This window comes from Clostridium pacaense (assembly GCF_020709765.2).
Classification (GTDB): domain Bacteria; phylum Bacillota; class Clostridia; order Lachnospirales; family Lachnospiraceae; genus Enterocloster; species Enterocloster hominis.
In genome coordinates, this window is the sequence record NZ_JAJFEB020000019.1 from 45,155 (window position 1) to 67,345 (window position 22,191).

General features: G+C 44.8%; 16 protein-coding genes and 1 CRISPR repeat array. All 16 genes read left to right on the forward strand.

What is annotated here, in order from left to right; translation table 11 throughout:
• The first annotated feature begins 8 nt into the window (after positions 1-8).
• Complete coding sequence (recN, locus tag LK536_RS52440; RefSeq protein WP_227796879.1) at positions 9-1,667, forward strand: DNA repair protein RecN; 1,659 nt, start codon at positions 9-11, stop codon at positions 1,665-1,667.
• A 166-nt stretch (positions 1,668-1,833) separates the two neighbouring features.
• Positions 1,834-3,111, forward strand: coding sequence for a SpoIVB peptidase (gene spoIVB, locus LK536_RS52445; protein WP_025486469.1), 1,278 nt, complete (start codon positions 1,834-1,836; stop codon positions 3,109-3,111).
• Between the two features lie 232 nt (positions 3,112-3,343).
• Positions 3,344-3,487, forward strand: a complete 144-nt coding sequence (locus LK536_RS52450; protein ID WP_227796878.1) for a hypothetical protein — start codon at positions 3,344-3,346, stop codon at positions 3,485-3,487.
• Between the two features lie 472 nt (positions 3,488-3,959).
• Positions 3,960-4,874 (forward strand): CRISPR system precrRNA processing endoribonuclease RAMP protein Cas6, encoded by a 915-nt coding sequence (gene cas6 / locus LK536_RS52455; RefSeq protein WP_227796877.1) that lies wholly within the window; start codon positions 3,960-3,962, stop codon positions 4,872-4,874.
• Positions 4,875-4,877: 3 nt separating this feature from the next.
• The gene (locus LK536_RS52460; protein ID WP_227796876.1) at positions 4,878-5,831 is read left to right on the forward strand and encodes a DUF6602 domain-containing protein; all 954 of its coding nucleotides are present in this window, start codon (positions 4,878-4,880) and stop codon (positions 5,829-5,831) included.
• Positions 5,828-7,375, forward strand: a complete 1,548-nt coding sequence (locus tag LK536_RS52465; protein ID WP_227796875.1) for a Cas10/Cmr2 second palm domain-containing protein — start codon at positions 5,828-5,830, stop codon at positions 7,373-7,375. Before LK536_RS52460 ends, LK536_RS52465 begins: the two co-directional genes overlap by 4 nt.
• On the forward strand, positions 7,372-9,495 hold the full coding sequence (locus LK536_RS52470; protein WP_227796874.1) for an RAMP superfamily CRISPR-associated protein: 2,124 nt from the start codon (positions 7,372-7,374) through the stop codon (positions 9,493-9,495). Before LK536_RS52465 ends, LK536_RS52470 begins: the two co-directional genes overlap by 4 nt.
• A 4-nt stretch (positions 9,496-9,499) precedes the next feature.
• On the forward strand, positions 9,500-10,936 hold the full coding sequence (locus LK536_RS52475; protein WP_227796873.1) for an RAMP superfamily CRISPR-associated protein: 1,437 nt from the start codon (positions 9,500-9,502) through the stop codon (positions 10,934-10,936).
• A gap of 89 nt (positions 10,937-11,025) precedes the next feature.
• Positions 11,026-11,544 carry a type III-D CRISPR-associated protein Csx19 gene (csx19, locus tag LK536_RS52480; RefSeq protein WP_227796903.1) on the forward strand — a complete coding sequence of 173 codons (519 nt, stop codon included), beginning with the start codon at positions 11,026-11,028 and terminating at the stop codon, positions 11,542-11,544.
• On the forward strand, positions 11,519-13,549 hold the full coding sequence (locus LK536_RS52485) for a TIGR03986 family type III CRISPR-associated RAMP protein (protein WP_227796872.1): 2,031 nt from the start codon (positions 11,519-11,521) through the stop codon (positions 13,547-13,549). The genes csx19 and LK536_RS52485 overlap by 26 nt, the downstream gene beginning before the upstream one ends.
• 395 nt (positions 13,550-13,944) lie before the next feature.
• Positions 13,945-14,719: direct repeats of the CRISPR family, unit length 33 nt; unit sequence GTCGGCCTCTGTGATGAGGCTGTGGATTGAAAT.
• 295 nt (positions 14,720-15,014) lie between these two features.
• On the forward strand, positions 15,015-17,108 hold the full coding sequence (gene cas3 / locus LK536_RS52490; RefSeq protein ID WP_506092228.1) for a CRISPR-associated helicase Cas3': 2,094 nt from the start codon (positions 15,015-15,017) through the stop codon (positions 17,106-17,108).
• Positions 17,109-17,167: 59 nt separating this feature from the next.
• Positions 17,168-17,827, forward strand: coding sequence for a type I-C CRISPR-associated protein Cas5c (gene cas5c, locus LK536_RS52495; RefSeq protein ID WP_227796871.1), 660 nt, complete (start codon positions 17,168-17,170; stop codon positions 17,825-17,827).
• Positions 17,824-19,602, forward strand: coding sequence for a type I-C CRISPR-associated protein Cas8c/Csd1 (gene cas8c, locus LK536_RS52500; protein WP_227796870.1), 1,779 nt, complete (start codon positions 17,824-17,826; stop codon positions 19,600-19,602). The genes cas5c and cas8c overlap by 4 nt, the downstream gene beginning before the upstream one ends.
• 1 nt (position 19,603) lies before the next feature.
• Positions 19,604-20,494, forward strand: a complete 891-nt coding sequence (cas7c, locus tag LK536_RS52505; RefSeq protein ID WP_227796869.1) for a type I-C CRISPR-associated protein Cas7/Csd2 — start codon at positions 19,604-19,606, stop codon at positions 20,492-20,494.
• Positions 20,494-21,159: a CRISPR-associated protein Cas4 gene (gene cas4 / locus LK536_RS52510; protein WP_227796901.1), complete on the forward strand. Its 666-nt coding sequence runs from the start codon at positions 20,494-20,496 to the stop codon at positions 21,157-21,159. The genes cas7c and cas4 overlap by 1 nt, the downstream gene beginning before the upstream one ends.
• Entirely contained in the window at positions 21,156-22,187 is a 1,032-nt protein-coding gene (cas1c, locus tag LK536_RS52515) for a type I-C CRISPR-associated endonuclease Cas1c (RefSeq protein WP_227796868.1), read from the forward strand. Before cas4 ends, cas1c begins: the two co-directional genes overlap by 4 nt.
• Positions 22,188-22,191: the final 4 nt, after the last annotated feature.

The following is a 22,191-nucleotide window of genomic DNA, read 5'->3' on the forward strand; positions in this document are numbered from 1 at the left end:
GGTGCAAGATGCTGCTGGAACTGCATGTAAAGAATCTGGCCCTGATCGAGAAAGCAGATGTGGAATTCGGCGAAGGGCTGAACATACTCACGGGTGAGACCGGCGCCGGTAAGTCCATCATAATCGGCTCCGTAACCATGGCCCTGGGAGGAAAGGCCTCCAGGGAGAGCATCCGCCATGGGGCGGATTACGCCTATGTTGAACTTGTATTCTCTGTGTCCGGGGAGGATAAGGCTAAGGTCTTAAAGGAGCTGGAGGTGGAGCCTGCTGAGGATGGAACCGTGATTGTCTCGCGCAAGATCATGGCATCCAGAAGCGTAAGCCGTATCAATGATGAGACGGTCACCACGGCCAGGCTCCGCCAGATTACAGGCCTTCTCCTGGATATCCATGGGCAGCATGAACACCAGTCCCTGCTATATAAATCAAAACATCTTGAAATTCTTGACGCCTATGTTAAGGCCAGCACCCAGCCTGTCAAACAGAAGATTGCAAAGGAATACCAGTCCTACCGCGCCCTTATTAAGCGTCTGGAGGAGTTTGACATGGACAGCGAAAGCCGTATCCGTGAAGCTGATTTCCTGCGCTTTGAGATACAGGAGATTGAGGAGGCCGGGCTGAAGGAAGGCGAGGAAGAGGAACTGACTTCTGTTTACAGAAGGTTTGCCCATTCCCAGAAGATAGCGGCCAGCCTTGGGGATGCCTATAATGCAGTGGAAGGGGAGTGGCTGTCGCGGGCACTCAGGGAAGTGGAGCAGGTGGTGGAATTTGACCATGCCCTTGACGGTATCCGGGACCAGCTTTATGATGCGGACTCCATACTGGAAGATGCAAAGCGGGAAATATCCTCCTACATGGGTTCCATGGAATTTGATGAGGAGACATTCCGCCAGACCGAGGAACGGCTGGATTTAATCCATAACCTGCAGGCCAAGTACGGCGCAACCATTTCTAAAATCAACCAGAAACTGGAAGAAAAAAGGAAACGGCTGGACGAACTGGAGGATTATGATTATCACAGGGAACAGACCAAGAAGGAACTAGAACAATGCAGGAATCATTTAGAAGGATTCTGCGCACAATTATCAGGGATACGTAAAAAAGCGTCCAGGGACCTTATTAAAAAAATCAGGGACGGACTCGTCGACCTGAACTTCCTGGATGTGGAATTTGACATGGAATTCAAGCGCCTGGAGCATTTTGGCGCATCAGGATGGGATGAGGTGCAGTTCATCATTTCCACCAATCCAGGACAGCCCATGCGGCCCTTAAAGGACGTGGCCTCGGGCGGTGAACTGTCGAGGATCATGCTGGCCATCAAGACCGTGCTGGCGGATTCCGATGATATCCCCACATTGATTTTTGATGAGATTGATACCGGAATCAGCGGCAGGACTGCCCAGAAGGTATCGGAAAAGCTATCCTATATAGCAGGCAGCCATCAGGTCATCTGCATTACCCACCTTCCACAGATAGCAGCCATGGCGGACGCCCACTTTGAGATTTCAAAATCTGCCATAAATGGCAGCACCCTCACAACCATCCGTCTTCTGGACCGCCAGGCATCCGTAGAGGAGCTGGCCAGGCTTTTGGGTGGCGCTGAGATTACGGATACAGTGCGTAAAAATGCAGCCGAAATGAAGGATTTGGCAGACAGGACAAAATAAAACAGATTGAAATCCGCAGGACGGATAATACTAAGAAAGAGGCAGTGAGCATGCGTCTTTCTTTTTTTGACTTTAAAATGAATCCGGCGGGTAAAAAAGCGCCCGGAAGCATTTAAAAACACGCTCTTGCCGAAATAACATGAAGACTATATAAGGAGGCAGGGCGATGACAGGAAAATCTAAATTTTACCGGTGGCTGGGACGTATTTTCTGGCTTTCCATTGTGGCTGTAACAGGATACACGTGGTATTATATGGACCAGGCGGTGCCGGACCGGGTAAGCATCATACAAAACCAGGAGGAGGATTTTTCCTTTGGACTGCCTTTAAAAGCAACCATTTCCAGTGACAGTGAGGAAGTGTCCCTTGGAAATGAAAGCAATATACCGGCCGACCAGATTACCATCAGCGGCAGGCAGCATTTTTCCATGATTGCAGGAGAACAGGGAAGCTACCAGGTGGGGCTTAAGCTGTTTGGCATTATAAAATTAAAGGACATCCAGGTGGATGTGGTGGATACACGGTATGCAATCCCATGCGGAAGCCCAATCGGCATTTACCTGAAATCAGACGGAGTCATGGTAATCGGCACCGGCCGGATCACAGGGCCGGACGGGATGGAAGTGGAGCCTGCCTACGGCATTTTAAAAACAGGGGATTATATAGAAGCATTTAACGGTAAGCCCATGAAGACAAAGGAAGACCTTATAAGCGCGGTAAATGAATCAGGCGGCCAGGATTCAGTTGTGACCGTGCGCAGGGACGGGGAACCAGTGGATGTCAGCGTAAAACCGATTGCGGGTTCAGACGGTAAATATAAGCTTGGGGCCTGGGTCAGGGACGATACCCAGGGAATCGGAACCATTACTTATGTGGATATGAATGGTAATTTCGGTGCACTGGGCCATGGAATCAGCGACAGTGACACTGGTGACCTGGTGGAGACGTCCCAGGGCGCCTTGTATTCCACGGAAATCATGGGGATTGAAAAGGGAACCATCGGCAAACCGGGCCTGCTTTCAGGCGTGATTTATTATGGTCCGCAGTCCCATATGGGGGATATAGCTGAAAATACCAACGAGGGGATATTCGGAACCGTGAACCAGCAGTTCAAGAAGCAGCTGACCGGGGAGCCGGTGGAGATTGCCTGCCGCCAGGACGTGAAACCGGGAGTTGCCTATATCAGAAGCAATATCAGCGGGGAACTGGAGGATTATGAGATAGACATACAGAAGGTGGATTATAATGCCAGCCACAAGAATAAGAGCATGGTAATCAAGGTGACGGACCCGAGACTTTTGGAGTTGACAGGCGGGATTGTGCAGGGCATGAGCGGGTCGCCGATTATACAGGATGGGAAACTGGCGGGGGCGGTGACCCATGTGTTTGTGCAGGATGCGAGCAGGGGGTATGGGATTTTGATTGAGAATATGTTGGAGCGTTGAGGATAATAGCAAGCAGAAAGAGAGATGGACGAAACGTGGTTTTCCATGTTTGTTCCATCTCTTAAATATGTTATTAGTTTTGTATCACTGCTCTTCTATATTTACCTGCCAGGATGGATTCTATGGAATGTAGCAAGTCAGAAGAAAAATAGTGTAATCAGATATGAATTCCAGCAGGATATGTATCACTTTGAGAGCTGAAGCGGCTGCCTGCATTTTAGTGGGGAGATGTATGCATTCCGGAAAGGGGAAGCAGCTGTATGTATCCAAGGTGCTGAGTGAAAAGTGGGAGGTATCGCTGAAAAACATTCAAAGTGGGGAAGGAATCCGCTACCGTATGTACCGCTCTGCCCAAACAGAAGAGACGGTGTATTAATACTTAAAAATCCAGATGGAAGCCAGAGATGACCTATAGTCTGTTTTTTTGTACAAAAAAACAGGAGCATCGCTCCTGGTATAAAATCAAAAGGATTTCATGACATTGTGCGACACTCCCGTTAATTTGTAAATGTAATATAACTTATTTCAATCCACACCCCTTTTATAAAAGGTGACATAGGTCAGTATAAGACTTGACTTTGTATACCGAAACATTTCAATCTACATTAATAAAGTAATACAACCACTAAATTATAATAAATCTTATATTAATTTGTCAATGTTTTATTAAGAATACAATATATTTTGTTTTCACACTTCGCTTAATATCTAAATAAAAATTCAAGTTTTATTATATTTAATATTATCGTTGTAAAATCATCCCCCTCGTGCTATAATAATTGGTATAATATTATAAAATATTATAGCATTATATAATAAAATTGTAAATAATGACAGTGAGGGCAACCATGTTTGATTTTATGAATGTAATGACGCTACAAGCAACATTTATCGCGGAAGGAGAAGGGAATCTACCGGAATACCCAGGATCCACCATCCGTGGTATCATGGGGCATTGTTTTAGGGACATAGTGTGTAATATGCGGGATAGGAAGTGTTTTACATGTCAAAGACAGTATGATTGTATGTATGTCCGTAATTTCTGTAACACACGCGGGGAAGGCGGTGCGGTTAATCCATTTGTCCTATATCCACAAGTTCAGGGTAAAACAGTATGGAGGCAGGGGGAAGAATGTGTTTTTGATCTTACGTTGTTTGGATATGCGGCTCAGAATCCAGAGATATATATTGATGTATTAAAGCGTATGGAGAGGAAAGGATGGGGGGTGGCACGGATTCCTTTTAAGCTCCAGAGCATATCAGATATGGAGACAGGCAGGCTTATCTATGCGTGTAACAGGACGTGGTTGGGCAATCTGAGGAAGCACTCCATGAATATACACGCGGAAAGCGCAGGGATGGCCCTGGTTGTGTTTGACACACCTGTCAGGATTGTTTCGGGCGGAAAAGTGTGTTCTGATTTACCTTTTCAAGTATTCATGCGATTCCTCATGGGCAGGTTTACACTTATGACCCAGGCGTTCACGGATTTTGTGATGGAATGGAATCAAGAGGAGATGTTAAATAGGGCAGCCCAAGTAAGGATAATGGAGCAAAGATGGAGGAAAATCGATTTTTCCAGGTATTCCATGAATCAGAAGAATAACAAACTGGAATTGCCATCGCAGATTGGCAGCGTTCTTTACGAGGGGGACTTAACTGCGTTCATGCCTTATCTGGAAGCAGGAAAGTATATGCATGTTGGGAAAAATACAACGATTGGTTTTGGTCATTATCATATTTTTTATGATGGGGAGGATTAATGCATGAATAAGAAGCTATTGAAAAATACCATAGAGAAAATTGAAAAAAACTATAGGGAATTGGAGTCATCACTGGTAAACCAGCTGAATCTTGAAATACCAAATCATCAATATACTACAGGCAGTTATCGCGAGATTGTATGGAAGGGATTGTTTGAGATGATGATTCCGAAAAAGTATTGTATTGAGCAGGGTATTTTTATCATTGATTCATATGGAAATATATCCAAGGAAGTGGATTTGGCTGTTTTTGATGAAACCTATACCCCCTATATTTTTAATTATGGAAAAATTAAATTCATACCTATTGAAGCTGTATCCGTTGTAATTCAGTGTAAGAGCAAGGTGGAACGGAAATCAATGAGGACAGACCTGAAGGAGTGGGTGGAGTCCATTGATGGGTTGAGGACTTCTTTGGATTCAGTGAGCCGGACGATAACTGATTTAGTTGACAATAATGATATGTTTTTGACACAGGATAAGATAAGGAACAGCATGACACAGACGTCTACACGCCCTGTTAAAATTCTTTGTGCTACAGGAATTACGAATCCAATAAGAGAATCTTTGACTGGTGAATTCGATATTTTTTTATACATTAAAAAAAATCATCTTATAAAAGAAATAAATGGGGAAAGCAATGATTTCCTGCAATGGAACGATTTGCTGAATCATTCTGGATATGGGAGGTATTCAGATGAGGAAAGGGATTACCGGGAAAAGCGCAGGAAAGATAAGGCAGGAATGAAATCAGGAGAATCAATCGGCAGCCGTAAACTTTCAGACCTGCGGGTAACAAATCAGGCGGGAGTTGAAAATATCATCCTGTCCCTGACTTTCCAGCTGAATCAGCTCCTGATGCTGATTAACAATCCCATGTTATTTCCGCACAGGGCTTATGCCAAATGTTTTACCGACATATTAAGTGATTCAGATGATAAGGGGGAAAAAGAATGAAAGAGAAAAATTATATTCTTGCCCAGTATGATATCAGCGGAATACAGGATTATATTTTTGCCACAAACCGGCTCAGGGAAAATGTCGGCGCTTCTTATAATGTGAGCAGAATCCTGAATCAGTTTTTGCCGGATGCTATCAATGAGGCGGTAAAAACAGAAAAGGGATTGGCTCTGATTAATTGGAAAACAGAAAAAGACGAATTTCAATTTGAAAGTAATCAGGAAATCCTGGCTGAAGTGTTATATATTGGCGGAGGCAACGCAGTTGTCGTCTACAGAAACAGGCAGCTTTATGACAAATCCAGCCGGATTCTTGCAATCAAGGTGGCGGAGAACTGCCATGGGCTAACTGTTTTATCAGCTTTTGTGGAAACCGGATTGGAAGATTATTGCGAAGAAATAGAAGAACTTGAGATGGAATTGTCCAATTTAAAGCGCAGAGTGCCGAGAAACGTGCCTATGTCTTGCTGGCCAATTGTGGAGCAGGATCCTGTTTACGGTCTTCCTATTACAAAATCATATGATAAAGATAATATGGACCGTGCTATGTCAGTGGTTCAGTATGAAAAGTATGTTGCTTCCAATATGAAGGAAATGGAAAACCCATATCATTTTGCACTTCAAATGGAGCAGCTGATTGATAAAAGGGGAAAGGATAGCCACGTGGCGGTGGTACATATAGATGGAAATGGCATGGGAGGGATTTTTGACCGGATAAAAAGGGAACACAGGGACTACAAGAGTGCAGTACCTGCCATGAGGCGGTTATCAACCACCATAGCTAATGTATATGAGGATTCCTTTTACAGGATGGTCTCTGTTATTGAAAAGATTTCAGGGAAGCCGCCGCTGCCAATCCGCTGTCTGATTATGGACGGGGATGATTTGACCTTTATCTGTGGTGCACGGTTGGCACTTCCGGCCGTGGTGGTTTTCATGAGACGGCTGATGGGATTGACAGACAGTGGACTGGCAGCCACGGCCTGTGCAGGAATTTCTTATGTACATAGCCATTTCCCGTTTCGGATAGCTTATCAGATAGCGGAGGAATGCTGTGCCAATGCAAAGAAGAACTGGTACAAAGAACGGTGTCATAATGAAAAGGCAGGATATCTGGACTATCATATAGTACAGGGGGCTTATACGAAGGAAATGAAGAAACAGAGGGAGGGACGGAGTATAAGGGTCCGTCCATTCCGTGTGGCAGAGAAGTCGGATATCAGCAGGCTTGATTCAATTGACTACTTAAACCAGATTCAAAAATTACTTGCACAGGAAAAGGATGGAGTACGGATATGGCCACGGAACAGGCTGGAAAAGCTGTATAAAGCTTATCTGCAAGGTCCGCGGGAAATCAAATTGCTGGGAGAGGAATTCTTATCAAGAGGCTATGAATTATCTAAGCTGACTCCAGGATATGCTAAAGACTTTGACTATGATAAATGCTATGGAATATTTGACGCTCTGGAGATTATGGATTTATATGATGAGGGTTTATATAATGATTTTTTCCAAAGACAAGGAGTGGGAGGAAATAAATGAAGCGCTGGTGGTTAGAGATTACATTAAAAAGTGATATGTGTGCAGCATCAGGCGATAGTGAAAATGGACTTTTAGATATTAAGACAGCATTGGAATATGGTGTTCCGTTAATTCCTGGAAAACGTATCAAGGGCAGCTTATTGAATGAAGGGAAGGAGATGGCTGAAAATGGTTTTATCAATCCCGGGATATTAGGGCGCCTATTCGGCCAAAATGGTTCTGCATGCCCGGGAAACCTGCTTGTTAAAGATGCACACGTCTATAGGATACCAAGAAGTGTCTTTGGACTTTCAGAGGAACAGAAGGATGTGGTTGTAGAAGATTATCATGAAGTTTTGAGGGAATTGAGGAACTGCCCTTCCCTAAAGGAAATTCAAATTGAGGAAATCCTGACCCGGGAGAGGACAAGAACCGCAATCGATAGGGAGAAAGGGACAGCACAGGACCGGACGCTGCGGACCATGCAGGTAATCCCGCGGGGGATGGTATTTAGAAGCCTGCTGGAACTTCGGTATCCTGAAGAGGCTGGGGAACTGGAAGCATTGGAATATTGTGTAAAAGCGCTGCGCCATATGGGATTGGGAATTACCAGAGGTTTTGGGGAGATAGCCTGTACATTAAAAGAGGACAATCAAGGAGAGGATATATCTAAATATGTACCTGTTACGTTTACAGATTTTGATGACAGGATGGTTGAACTGCAGTATGAAATCCAGTTAAACGCACCTGTTTTGTTTGCTGGGGATGCAGGATTGTATGAGGATTGCAGCAACCAGATTCCAGGTGCATCTATTATGGGGGCTTTGGCAGCAATGTTTATTGAAGACCATGACCTGGGGAACCGGGCCCATGAAGATGAAGTCTTCCGCCGTATTTTCTTGCGGGATGGGGTCCAGATTGGGTACGGATTCCTAAAAAAAGAGGGAAAAATTTTTTACCCATGCCCTTCCTTTTTGGCCATGAGAAAAGATAGTGGTGCTAAAGAAGAGAGTACGGTAATTAACCTTTTAAATGAAGAAAGTGGACGTGTGCGTAGGAAGAATATCAAGAAGCAGGTTTGTTTTAATGAAGAAGAATCTGTTATTTTTCTGGCGGAGACAGAGAAAGAGGTCCGGATGCATCATAAACGTCCTGCAGACCGGGCAATCGGTCATGCGCTGAATGACCGATTTGTGGATGGAGCTACGGATATGGGACAGTTTTTCCAGTATACATCTCTTTCTGGCGGCCAGCATTTTTGCGGTACCATAAAAGGAAATCCAAAAGATCTTTCCCTGCTGATGGAATGTCTGGAGAGAAGGCAGGGACGTCTCTTTCTAGGCAGGTCCAGAACCGCGGAGTATGGAGAGGTAAGGATGAGGTGCTGGAACATGCAGGACAAAAAGGCAGTCACAAAGAAGTCAAAAGAATGGGTTCTATGGCTTTTAAGTCCTTTGCTTGCTATTGACTGGGAGAATGGTGATATCAGTCCCAAGCCGGAATATCTGGAAAACCAAATAGAGAAGGCTTTGGGCTGCAAAGTGAGTATCAGGAAACATATGCTAAGATATACCAGGGTAGGTGGATATAACAGTAAATGGAGACTGCCGATGCCCCAGTATGCAGCCATGGCACCTGGATCCGTGCTTGTGATTCAAGGTGAAAGGGAGATATCCGCCTGTGAGCTGGAAGGAATACGATGGGGATGGGGAACCGGAAAAGGTTACGGACAAGTGAAGGCGCTTTCAGGAGAAATGACAGAGGACATGATGGAAGCCTATGTCCTGAGAGAAACGGAAGAGGAGAAGATATATGGGAACCAGGAAAATGACTTAATCAGGGGACTGGTGGAATACCAGGATAGAAAAAAACGGATAGACCGGGAGGTCCATGAGGCGTATGAGACGCTATCCAGGCATGGGGATTTACCCAATATGACCTTGATTACCCAATTGATACGGCTGGTGGAAGAAGGAAACGTGGATTCCTATAATGAGATTATGGAAGCAATTCAACAGATAAAAGATAAAAAGAAAAAGGAAGCTGCTGAAAAATTAATGGAGCCTTGTAAGAATCAATCAATGGAAGCAATCAAGATATACCTCAACAACAGCAAATGGAAAGCGCGGAGGGAGGCATAAGGTTATGGTGAAGAGAGGAAATAGAATCCGTGCGCGGATTCATATTGGGATTTCAGGAGAATTGTCCTCACCTTTGCTGATTGGTTCAGGGAAAGAGGAGCAGACAGATATGGATGTCCTTATGACCCATGACAAGGTGCCCTATATTCCAGGAAGTGCATTGGCAGGGGTGTTGCGTAACTACATGGAAAATCATATGGGTGGACAGGAAGCTGACAATCTGTTTGGAACGTCTGGCTGGGGAATCTGTCCAAATGACCGGGAACAGTCAGAAGGAATAGAATATCAAAGCCGTATATTGGTTTATGATACACTTCTCTACGAAGCGTATGTGACACGCCGTGATGGTGTGAGACTGGATGAATATAAGACATCGGAAGAAAGAAAAAAATATGATATGCAGGCGGTAGAGGATGGGGCAAGATATCTCATGCGCCTGGAAATTATAGTGAGGGAGTATCAAGAGGAGCAGTTTTGTGGCTTAGACAAAGCAATTCAGCATGATTTAAGGCTGGTTGAGTTCTTAATCGATGGGATTGCAAAGGGTAATCTACGGCTGGGGGCAAGAAGCAGCAGGGGATTTGGAAGACTGAACGTCCATGAGACTGGTTACCGGATATTCCAGATGGATATTAGGGAGGACTTTCTTTCCTGGCTTGACTGGAATCCTGATTCTGTTCTTGAGTCTGGTACTAAATGGGATTTGGAAAAAACGGATGTTGAAATAAAAAGCATTATGCACTGCTTAGTGATTCCGCTTAAAATAAAAAATACAATTTTAGTCCGCCAGTATAATGCATGGGCTTGGGAAAATCCTCAAGGGGATGGGAATCTTCAGACGGCAGATTACGGACAGCTCACCTTATGTGATGGAAGCGCTGTCATTCCTGGTAGTACATGGTCCGGGGCTATCAGAAGCTATGTGGCGTCCCGGGTGAATGAATTCCTGGGATTTTCAGGCTGGCAGAGGGCTCAGGAAGCGCTGGATTGTTTTTTTGGCACATGGAGCCAGGATACATCCACAAAGGACAGAAGGGCTTCACGGGTTATATTTGAAGAGACAAAGATAAAAGGCGGGCATGGGCAGCCGGCAGCACGTAATGCAATTGACCGATTTACAGGAGGAACTGGAGAGGGAAAGCTGTATAAGGAAGTTTTCTGGGTAGGGGGATCCGTTAATCTGGAAATACGGTGGTCCGGACATAGTTTAAATGAAATGGAACACAAGATACTATGTGGGTTGCTTTTGTGGGCGGTTTATGGACTTTGGAACGGACTTCTTTCAGTTGGAGGAGAAACCGGCGTGGGGAGAGGGATTTTCGAGCCGGCAGGAGCAGTATGTCTGGATAGTCACGAAATAGGGCATTCCCAGCCATATCTGCGTGCGGCGGCTGAGTGGTGCAGAGGGTTAAAGTCTGGCTATGAAGAGGAGGGCGCATGAGCAGGGTTCAAAAGATTATATCTAAAACAGAAAAAATAAACATCTGCAAAGAGGAGATTGCAGGGAAAGTGGAACGTCTTTTTCATGAGATGTCATATCTCTATGTTGTCCTGGACTATGGGGTGGCCATGGGATTATATGAGAATGGGAACTTCCAGGTCTGTATGGGGTCCGGAAAAAAGATTGCCTCCATTCCATGGGAGTATGTACAGGAACTGGCTGTTTTTAATCAATATCAGGAACTTAGGCTTAGGTATGTTCAGAATCGATTCTGCGGAAGGTATTGTGCAGATGAGGATGATGGGGAATCAGAGACTTATTTCATGGATGAGGTTCAGAAATTGTGGGGTAATGTAGAACTGGAAGAAGACGGATATTGTCTTTTAACTTCCTTCAGGGGAAGCCGGTTATGGGTACCGGTAATATCTGACGGCCCGGGCCGGATCCAGAAACAGATGGGGATTAAGGTTAGGACATACATGGATTTTCCTTTGGCTTCAGAACGAAAGGGCTTGTTCCTGAAAAAAGATGAAAGGTTCCTTGGAATATGCCCATGGCCCTGGAAAGGAGATGGAGAAACGGATGAAATACTTTACCAATCCATATAATTTTGTACCGCTGGAAGGCCGATGTCATAGGAGCAGTCATGCTCTGGGAAAAGATGAGTGCCTGACAGGATATTTTGATTGTACCATTGAATTGTTGACCCCATTATTCATACCAAACACCTCATGTTCCCAGGCATTATGTGATTTGAAAGAAGCTGAGGCGGGATATTCCGGCTATGAATTTAATTCCTATGAAAATCTTTCAGGAACCGTAAGGCAGGATAGGCGGGGACAGACACCTCCAAAGGAACCGATAATCAGCGGTTCAGAGATACGCGGAAGCGTAAGGAGCGTGTTTGAAGCGGCCTTTGGCGGCTGTATGTCTACAATAGCGGCCGATGCCACATTAGGAAGAAGGACACCATCAGTTAAGAAACCCGGAATACTGAGGAAGAAGGGAAATGGTGGCAATGAATATGAGATTATTCCGTGTGAGCGGGCCATGCTGTTTGTGGAAAGGCCTAATATTAGTATAGGCACATTTTCTTCTGAAAAAATGGGACAGCTGATGCCGAAAAATGAATATAATACCCTGAAAGAAGGTCAGGAAATATGGATTAAGCTGGCAGATGAAGGGTTTAAAAAGGGAGGTAGGAATATAGGAGCCAAGGTGGTCCGGGATTATAAAATTCCTTTGGCGGGCAAAGAACGTCCTAAGGATTACCTGGTTGGGTATCTGCATAAGGGGGAACCATTTGGTAAAAAGAAACATCATGAATCCGTATTTTATATTGACGGAAATAGAAAAGGCGGTAAATCTAAGGTAAAGGCGGTAAGTGAAGAAGAAATAAATATGCTGCAGACTGTAATGGAAGAGTACTGGAATCCAAAGCGAAGACATGACAATAGTAAATCCTGCTATCAGGAGTTTGATTTGCATCGCAATCAGATTTTGGTCTACTATTGTGATGATGAAGGCGTACCTTCTTATATGTCACCGGCTTGTATAGGAAAAGAGGTATATACAAAGACTTTGCGGGATATACTGGAAAAAAATGGAGGATTCCAACCTTGCAACAAGAGGGATGAATTGTGCCCTGCTTGCAGTATATTTGGTATGGTATCTGGGAAGGAAGGTTGCCATGATGCAGTTGGTTCAAGGGTGCGCTTTGCCGATGCAGTTCTTAAGACTCCATTTCAAAAGGATGTGCGCTCTAACTATATGGATGAATTAGTGCTACCTGAATCAGGAGAACCACGGCCAGGGGCTGTGGAATTCTATACTATTCCACCTTATAAGGATGAGGATGCGAAAACAGCGGGGTGGACGGCAAACGGGTATTGGACCTATGATTATATGTGTGTAATAGAAAAAGGAAAAGCCAGACGTAAGGATTTGGAGGAGAATCTGCCTAAAATCAGGGGACGTAAATTTTACTGGCATAGCAGTAATTGGCAGAACTATGCAAATGATAATAAGTTGGATCATTTAATGAAACAACGGATTCGTCCTTTAAAGGAGAGTAATCTTGAGACTGAGGAGCGTTTATTCTGCTTCCGGGTGTACTTTGACAGACTGAATCAAACGGAACTGGAACAATTGAGGTGGGCGTTGGATTTTGCCGACAGCAGTTGCGCCCATAAAATCGGAAGGGGAAAATCGTTGGGATTTGGTAGTGTAAAGATTCGCATTGATAACCTTAAGATTCAGACTTTGGATAAGGAAACTGGAGAATTAAAACTGGTTTCTGGGGATTATGATAAGTTGGGGGTCCATATAGATGAGGCAGGGAATCCGATAAAGACACTCAAACTTATGGCTGATTATCAAAATCGGCCGTTAGATGTGGGCTATCCGGAAGTTGATAATGGCCAAGGAAAACAATCGTTTCGATGGTTTGGGAAGAACCGGATTGGGTTTGGCAGTCAGACAGAATTTCTCCAAGTCCTTCCAAAGGCTGTTGAAGAATATGGGCCGGAAAAGATTCAGATGAAACGGTTGAATACGAACGGGAATGGGATGGCAGCCAATTGCCTCCAGGGAACGGGTAAAAGAAAACCCTGAAACAATATTTGGAGAGATATCTAACAGCATATATAGGAAATTTTTAAAAAATAAGTTATGGATAAATCGCCATACATATGTATGGTTCATAATCACAATCTTGAGAGATTGCTGTGGTTTTGGTCTGTATTACTTTATCGAGTCTTTTTAGTATTAGATATATCTTACAGTGTGAGGGCGATGGTGATTAAAGGAAGTATTGTCTTTTTGAACCAATTTTGCTTTGGTGCGAATGTCAAGTGCACATAAAAAGTCAGGAGATTCGCACCAGATAATTTTAGCAGCGTTTTGAGGAATATTGAAAAAATAGGATGATGGCTTGTATATGGTAAGAGAAAATGGTATAATTTAACAAAAAAGATGATGATTGCGTTATAAAAATAGGCATATTTGCTGTCGGCCTCTGTGATGAGGCTGTGGATTGAAATTTTTCAAACCTCTGTGACAGCGTAGCAAGTGCGTTATCGTCGGCCTCTGTGATGAGGCTGTGGATTGAAATCGCATACCGGGCAATAATAGCTGTTAAGATACCCGTCGGCCTCTGTGATGAGGCTGTGGATTGAAATCATCATAGAAAGATTCTATGAACTTTACAAAAGTAGGTCGGCCTCTGTGATGAGGCTGTGGATTGAAATTTTTGACTACCCATACTTTGTCAGGATTAAAGAGTCGGCCTCTGTGATGAGGCTGTGGATTGAAATTATTATAATAGGAATTTTTATTTTGCTTTCAATGTCGGCCTCTGTGATGAGGCTGTGGATTGAAATAAAATACATGTTTCGGCGCAAGGATGGTCTAGTCGTCGGCCTCTGTGATGAGGCTGTGGATTGAAATATTAATGATGACATCGGATTCCTTTCCACCATACCGTCGGCCTCTGTGATGAGGCTGTGGATTGAAATCCTTCATCTGCAATGGGATGGCGATATGGTATATGTCGGCCTCTGTGATGAGGCTGTGGATTGAAATCACCACGGGCGCAAGGGATTATCTTAAGTCCTGCGTCGGCCTCTGTGATGAGGCTGTGGATTGAAATTGCTCGGATATGTTTGATACATGCCCATATTTTGTCGGCCTCTGTGATGAGGCTGTGGATTGAAATAGCCATTGCCTGTCCTGCCACATTGAACCGGTTAAGTCGGCCTCTGTGATGAGGCTGTGGATTGAAATCATAGGACTATATGTTTTACAGATTTTAACCGCGTCAGTCTCTGCAAAGGCTATACCCCCCAAAATATAATTATCCATAAGAGAACTAATTACCACCATAATCAAACAGAAAGCGCTATAGACCACTACCACGATTGCCCCCAGCGTAAAATCTGCATACAAATAGCCTTAATTCAGTTCTCTTAAATACCATCATTATCATACGTAATAAATACCCACAATAAAATGCAGAAAGGAGGAGGCCTATATTATCTATCTAGCGCACATATCAGAAGATAAAACAACGGAGCAGAGTATCGCGTCCCATCTCATCGAAACCGCCGGATTAGCAGGGGATTTTGCACAGGCCTTTGGGTGCAGGGAATGGGGATATGGATGCGGATATCTTCATGACATTGGCAAGTATTCGGATAAGTTCCAGCAGCGTCTTCGGGGCGGGGCCATTACGGACCATGCCACGGCGGGGGCACGGGAATTATATGACAGGAAGAATTATATTGGCGCATATTGCATATCGGGACATCACTCCGGGCTTTTGGATGGGGGAAGTACCGCTGATACTGGAGGAGAGCCTACCCTTAAAGGGCGCATGAAGAAAAGGCTTGAAGACTATCAGGCCTTTCGGTCAGAAATCGGGATTCCTGAGTTTCCGGCAATTCCTTTGAGACCATTAGGCGATGGGGGATTTAGCCTGTCATTTTTTATCCGGATGCTTTTTTCGTGTCTGGTAGATGCAGATTATCTTAACACGGAACAATTCATGCTTGGAAGTTCCAAAAAGAGAGGTGGTTTCGATTCTATCCATACGTTGTATGAACGTCTGTTCTGTCACGTGGAACCGTGGTTGGAAAATGAAGATACCGATACAGTGAACGGAAGAAGAACTGCAATCTTAAGGGCATGCCTTGAGGCCGGAACGTGGAGTCGCGGACTCTATCAACTGACGGTTCCTACTGGCGGCGGAAAGACCATATCTTCACTTGCATTTGGACTTCTACATGCAAAAACCCATAACATGGACCGTATTATCTATGTGATTCCATACACATCCATCATCGAACAGAACGCTCAGGTATTTAAAGATATTTTGGGAGAGGCAAATGTTTTGGAAGACCATTGTAATGTGGTTTTTAACGATTCGGAGGAATTGAAACCGGTACAATTAGCATCTGAAAACTGGGATTGCCCTATTGTTGTGACTACCAATGTCCAGTTTTTTGAGTCCCTGTTTGCCAGTAAAACCTCAAAATGCCGGAAGCTGCATAACATTGCCAATAGCGTTATCATATTTGACGAAGCGCAGATGCTTCCGGTCAATTATCTTAAACCATGTATAAAAGCAATTAGTGAATTAGTTTATAACTACCAGAGTACGGCTGTCCTCTGTACAGCAACCCAGCCTTCCCTGAAACCATTATTTCCCAAGCATATTATGATAAAAGAAGTATGTCCCGATGTGAAAGGGCAATATGAATTTTTCAAACGCACGGTTCTGAAAAATGCAGGGGAGTTATCAGAAGGGCAATTAGTACAAAGATTAAAGAAAGAGAAACAGGTGCTTTGTATCCTGAACAGCAGAAGGCGGGTTCAACAAGTGTATCAGGCATTAAAGGACGAGGGGGCAGCAATCCATCTCTCTACTTTTATGTATCCAAAGCATCGGAAACGTTTGCTAAAAACCGTAAGGGAATTGCTGAAGAATGGAATGCCCTGCAGGCTTGTATCTACAAGTTTGGTCGAGGCGGGGGTAGACTTTGATTTTCAGACAGTATACCGGGAACTGGCGGGGGTGGATTCTGTCATCCAGGCTGCCGGGCGTTGTAACAGGGAGGGGAAGCGGCCGCGGGAGGATTGCAGTACAATTATTTTCACACTGGAAAAGAATGATGGGATTCATAATCCTTCAACGTTAAAATTGCCTATAAAGGTAGCGGAGCAGGTTGTTGAGGAATATGAAGATATCACCTCCTTGGAAGCAATCGATTCTTATTTTTCAAGGCTTTATCATTTCAAAGGGGAAGGCCTTGATGCTAAGAATATTGTCGGACAGCTGGAAGACGGGCGGCGTACCTATCTTTTTCCTTTTGCAACTGTTGCAAAACAGTTTAGATTGATTGAAAATGATACAAGGACGGTTCTGATTGACAAAGAGCCGGAAGCAAAAGAAATAGTGGAGAGAATCCGCAGAGGAGAGCATTCCCGTCAGTTGATGCGGGATGCAGGACAATATTGTGTCAATATTTATGAGGCGGATTTTGAAACGTTAAATGGAGCCGGGAGGCTGGAGGCAATCCCAATGGAACTTTATATTTTAAGAAACAGGGAGCAGTATACAGAGGAAACTGGCCTGGAGATTCAGGTGGAAAGAGGCGAAGCAGTATTTTTCTGATTATCTGTAAGAGATATTAACCATAAATATATTGTAGCAGGAAGGAGGGATCCTGATTCATGGGAAAAGGCGTAAAGGTCCGGGTTTGGGGTGATTTGGCCCTTTTTTCCAGACCGGAGATGAAGGTAGAACGATGCAGCTATGACATGATGACGCCATCGGCGGCCAGAGGGATTTTGGAAGCTGTTTACTGGCATCCAGGAATGCGGTGGGTTGTGGATCGGATTTATGTAAGAAAACCAGTTCAGTTTACCAGCATCCGAAGGAACGAAGTAAAGAGCAAGATATCGGCAAACAATGTGCTGTCGGTCATGAATGGAGGGGACAAGCCATTATTTATCAGCAGCAAGGAGGATATTGTCCAGCGTGCCGCTATTTTGCTGCGGGACGTGGACTATGTGATTGAGGCACATTTTGAGATGACGGAAAAGGCCAGCCCATGTGATAATCCGGGAAAATTTAAGGACATAGTCATGCGGCGGTTACGGCGTGGGGAGTGTTATCATATGCCGTATTTTGGGTGCCGGGAATTCCCGGCAAACTTTGAATTGTTTGAGCAGGAAAATGTAGATACGGCATATGAAGGGGAAGAAAGGGACTTGGGATATATGCTGTATGACTTTGATTATTCAGATCCGGAAGACATCCAGCCCATGTTTTTCAGGGCTGTGTTGACAAATGGTATATTGGATGTGCGGGATTGCGAGGTGATTCGATGATTTTGCAGTCACTGGTTCAATATTATGAGACTCTGGAACAGAAGGGGAAAATCAGCAGCCCGGGTTGGTGCACGGCAAAAGTGTCATTTGCGCTTGAATTGTCCGGTGATGGAAAACTGAAGCGGGTCATTCCTCTGAAAGTGGAAAAAGAGAGAGGAAAGAAAATGGTCTTAGAGCCTCAATCCATGAAGGTTCCTCAGATGGTTACCCGTTCCTCCGGTATTGCCTCCAATTTTTTATGTGATAATTCCAGCTATCTTTTGGGCATGGATAATAAAGGAAAACCGGAACGTTCAAAGGAATGTTTCCAATGTGCAAAAGAAAAGCACATCAAAATACTTCAGGACGTAGAATCCCGCGCAGGAAAAGCTATTCTCCGGTACTTTGATACCTGGGATCCTGAAAAAGCGCAGGATGATCCTGTGTTGTCAGATGCATTGGAAGAGATAATGGCAGGGGCTAACCTTGTATTTTATGTGGATGATGAGTATGCGCAGTTGGACGGTTCCATAATATCGGCGTGGGAGGCTTACCGGGCCGGAGCATCGGCTGGACCAGAAGGCATTTGCCTGGTCACGGGCAAAAGAACCGGGATTTCCCGGATCCATGGAACCATTAAAGGCGTGCAGGGGGCGCAGTCAAGCGGAGCAGCCCTGGTATCATTTAACGCACCGGCATTTGAGTCTTATGGAAAGGAACAGAGTTACAATGCTCCTGTGGGAGAGTATGCGGCTTATGCCTATACCACTGCCTTGAACCATCTGCTGGCAGATAAGAAGCATGTGACAACCATTGGGGATGTTACGGTTGTCTATTGGTCTGAGGATGGAAATGAAGTATGCCAGAATGTTTTTTCAGGGGTAGCGGAGCCAACCATTGAGAACTTTGAGATTGTGGACGGGGTCTTTAAGAATCTGGAAGCCGGGAAAGCAATCCATATACAGGGGGTTGAGGAAAGCATTTCCCTGGAACAACGGTTTTATATCTTAGGCCTGGCGCCAAATGCGGCCAGGATTGCGGTCCGTTTCTTTTATCAGGATAGTTTTGGAAATATCCTAAGACATTTAAAAGAGCATTACGACCGGATGGAAATAGTCCGGCCTGCCAAAGATAGCATCCAGTATCTGGGGGTATGGCGTATGCTGATGGAGACGGTGAATAAGAAGTCCAGGGACAAGAAGCCGGCATCCAATATGGCAGGGGCTGTGTACCGTTCCATCATATCCGGTGACAGGTATCCTAACTCCCTGTACATGGCGGTCATGGGGCGGATAAGGGCGGAACAGGATGACAGCGACAATGGGATATATAAGATAACAAGAGGCAGGGCGGCGATTATCAAGGCATTTTTATTGAGGAACGGAACTTGCGATAAGGAGGTATTGACAGTGGAACTGAACGAAAACAGTAAGAATGTAGCTTATACTCTGGGGCGGGAATTTGCCGTGCTGGAAGCGGTTCAACAGGAGGCTAATCCAGGAATTAATGCAACAATTAAGGACCGTTATTTTAATGCCGCCTGTGCCACGCCGGCATCGATTTTTCCTATTCTGTTTAAATTGAAGAACAGCCATATCAGGAAAATGAATAACAAGGGTAAGGAGATTTACTATGAAAAAATCCTTGTTGAACTTCAGAATATAATCGTAGAGTCATGTGAAGGCGTTCCAAGTTATCCTAAGCGGTTATCTTTAGAGGACCAGGGGATTTTCAACCTGGGTTATTATTTCCAGACACAGAAGCGGTATGAGAAGAAAGCGAAGGAGGAAGAATAAGATGGGAGAAGCAATTAAAAACAGGTATGAATTTGTTATATTGTTCGATGTGGAAAACGGAAATCCCAACGGGGATCCGGACGCAGGAAACCTGCCAAGGATTGACCCGGAAAGCGGATATGGAATTGTGACCGATGTATGCTTAAAACGCAAAATCCGCAATTATGTGGAGACTGTGAAAGAAGATGAAACTGGATACAAAATTTACATAAAAGAAGATGTGCCATTAAACCGGAGCGACAACCTGGCGTATGAAGACTTGCATACCAATGATAAGGATATCAAGGAATTAAAGAAAAAAGACCCTGATGTGGACCGGAAAATCAGGGACTTCATGTGCCGGAATTTCTTTGACATCAGGACTTTTGGGGCCGTCATGACCACGTTTGTAAAGGCGGCGCTGAACTGCGGCCAGGTTCGGGGACCGGTACAGTTGGGATTTGCCAGAAGTATTGACCCAATCGTGAGCCAGGAAGTGACCATCACCCGTGTGGCAATCACGACAGAGAAGGATGCGGAGAATAAAAGCACGGAGATGGGAAGGAAGAACATTGTCCCCTATGCCCTTTACCGTGCGGAAGGTTATATTTCCGCCAATCTGGCAAGAAAAGTTACTGGTTTTTCTGAGGAAGATCTGGATCTGCTTTGGGAGGCCATCATTAATATGTTCGAAATTGACCATTCGGCGGCAAGGGGCAAGATGGCAGTAAGGGAACTGATTGTGTTCAAGCACAGCAAGGAACTGGGAGACTGCCCGGCTTATAAACTGTTTGACGCGGTTGAGGTGAAAAAACAGGCTGACGTCCTCTATCCAAGACAGTACAGGGATTATTCCGTAACCATTCATGAAGGGCAGATTCCGGAATCCGTGGAGATATCAAGGAAAATATGATGGAGTATAGGGAAGAAGATTTTCTGATGCTTTCTGGAATCCAGCATTTTGCATTCTGTAGAAGACAGTGGGCATTAATCCATATTGAGCAGCAATGGCAGGAAAATGAATATACCGTGGCAGGGGAACTGCTTCATAAAAATGCCCACGACCCATATTTCAATGAAAAGAGAAAGGATGTCATAGTCAGCAGGTCAATGCCTGTATTTTCCAGAACCATGGGGGTAAGCGGTGAGTGTGATATTGTGGAATTCAGGAAGTCGGATGACGGGATTTCCATCCATGGGCATAGGGGACTTTATGATGTCTATCCAATTGAGTATAAGAAGGGCAGTCCTAAAGATACGGAGATTGACATATTGCAGCTGACCGCACAGGCCATGTGCCTGGAGGAGATGCTTTCAACCCATATTCAGGTAGGTGCTGTTTTTTACGGAGAAACACGGCGCAGACAGATTGTTGTCTTTTCAGAGGAACTTAAAGAGCAGGTAAGTTCAAGTTTCGCCGAAATGCATGAGATGTATGACAGGCGGTATACGCCCAAGGTAAGATGGTCCAAAAGCTGCAATGCCTGCTCCTTGAAGGATATCTGCCTGCCTAAACTGGGAAAGACACCTTCTGTTAAAGGATATATCCATAAGACCATAACGGAGGATTGCGGATGAAGAAATTGCTGAACACCTTGTATGTGACGTCCGAGGACAGTTATCTTTCACTGGATGGAGAAAACGTGGTAATTTTCAACCAGTCCCAGGAAATGGGGCGGATACCGCTGCATAATCTGGAAGCAATCGTGTCTTTTGGATATCGGGGAGCCAGCCCGGCGCTTATGGGCGGATGTGCCAGCCGGAATATTTCCCTGTGCTTTTTAACGCCACAGGGGAAATTCCTGGCAAGGGTTACGGGAAGCGTTAAGGGGAATGTAATCCTTAGGAAACGCCAGTATGAAGCGTCCAATGATTCTGATATAGCCCTTGGGATAGCCAGGAACTACATACTGGGCAAGGTATATAACTCACGTTGGGTACTGGAACGGGCAACCAGGGATCATGGCTTTCAGGTGGACGTTGAACAGATGAAACGGGCCTCCGGATTTTTAAAGGATTCGTTGGGATACATTGAAGCATGTACGGACATGGCGCAATTGAGAGGGTATGAGGGAGAGGCGGCCAGCGTCTATTTTGGCGTGTTCAATCAGCTGATTCTGCAACAGAAAAAGGATTTTATATTTTCAGGCAGGAATAAACGGCCGCCGTTGGATAATGTGAATGCAATGTTATCATTTGTTTACACGTTGCTGACCGGTATGGTTGCCTCTGCGCTGGAGACCGTTGGCCTGGATCCGTATGTGGGATTCATGCATACGGACAGACCAGGGCGTGTCTCGCTGGCATTGGACCTGATTGAGGAATTAAGACCGGTTTTGGCTGACCGTTTCGTGCTGGCATTGATTAACCGGAAGATGGTTACTGGGAAGGATTTTACCAAAAAAGAAGATGGCGCGGTGTTGATGAGCGATAAGGCAAGAAAGAATCTTCTGACAGAGTGGCAGAATAGGAAAAAAGACGTCATCACCCATCCTTATCTGGGGGAAAAGGTGGAGTGGGGGATGATACCATTTGTCCAGGCCATGCTGCTGGCCAGGTTCTTGAGAGGTGACATCGATGAATATCCGCCATTTTTCTGGAAGTAGGAGG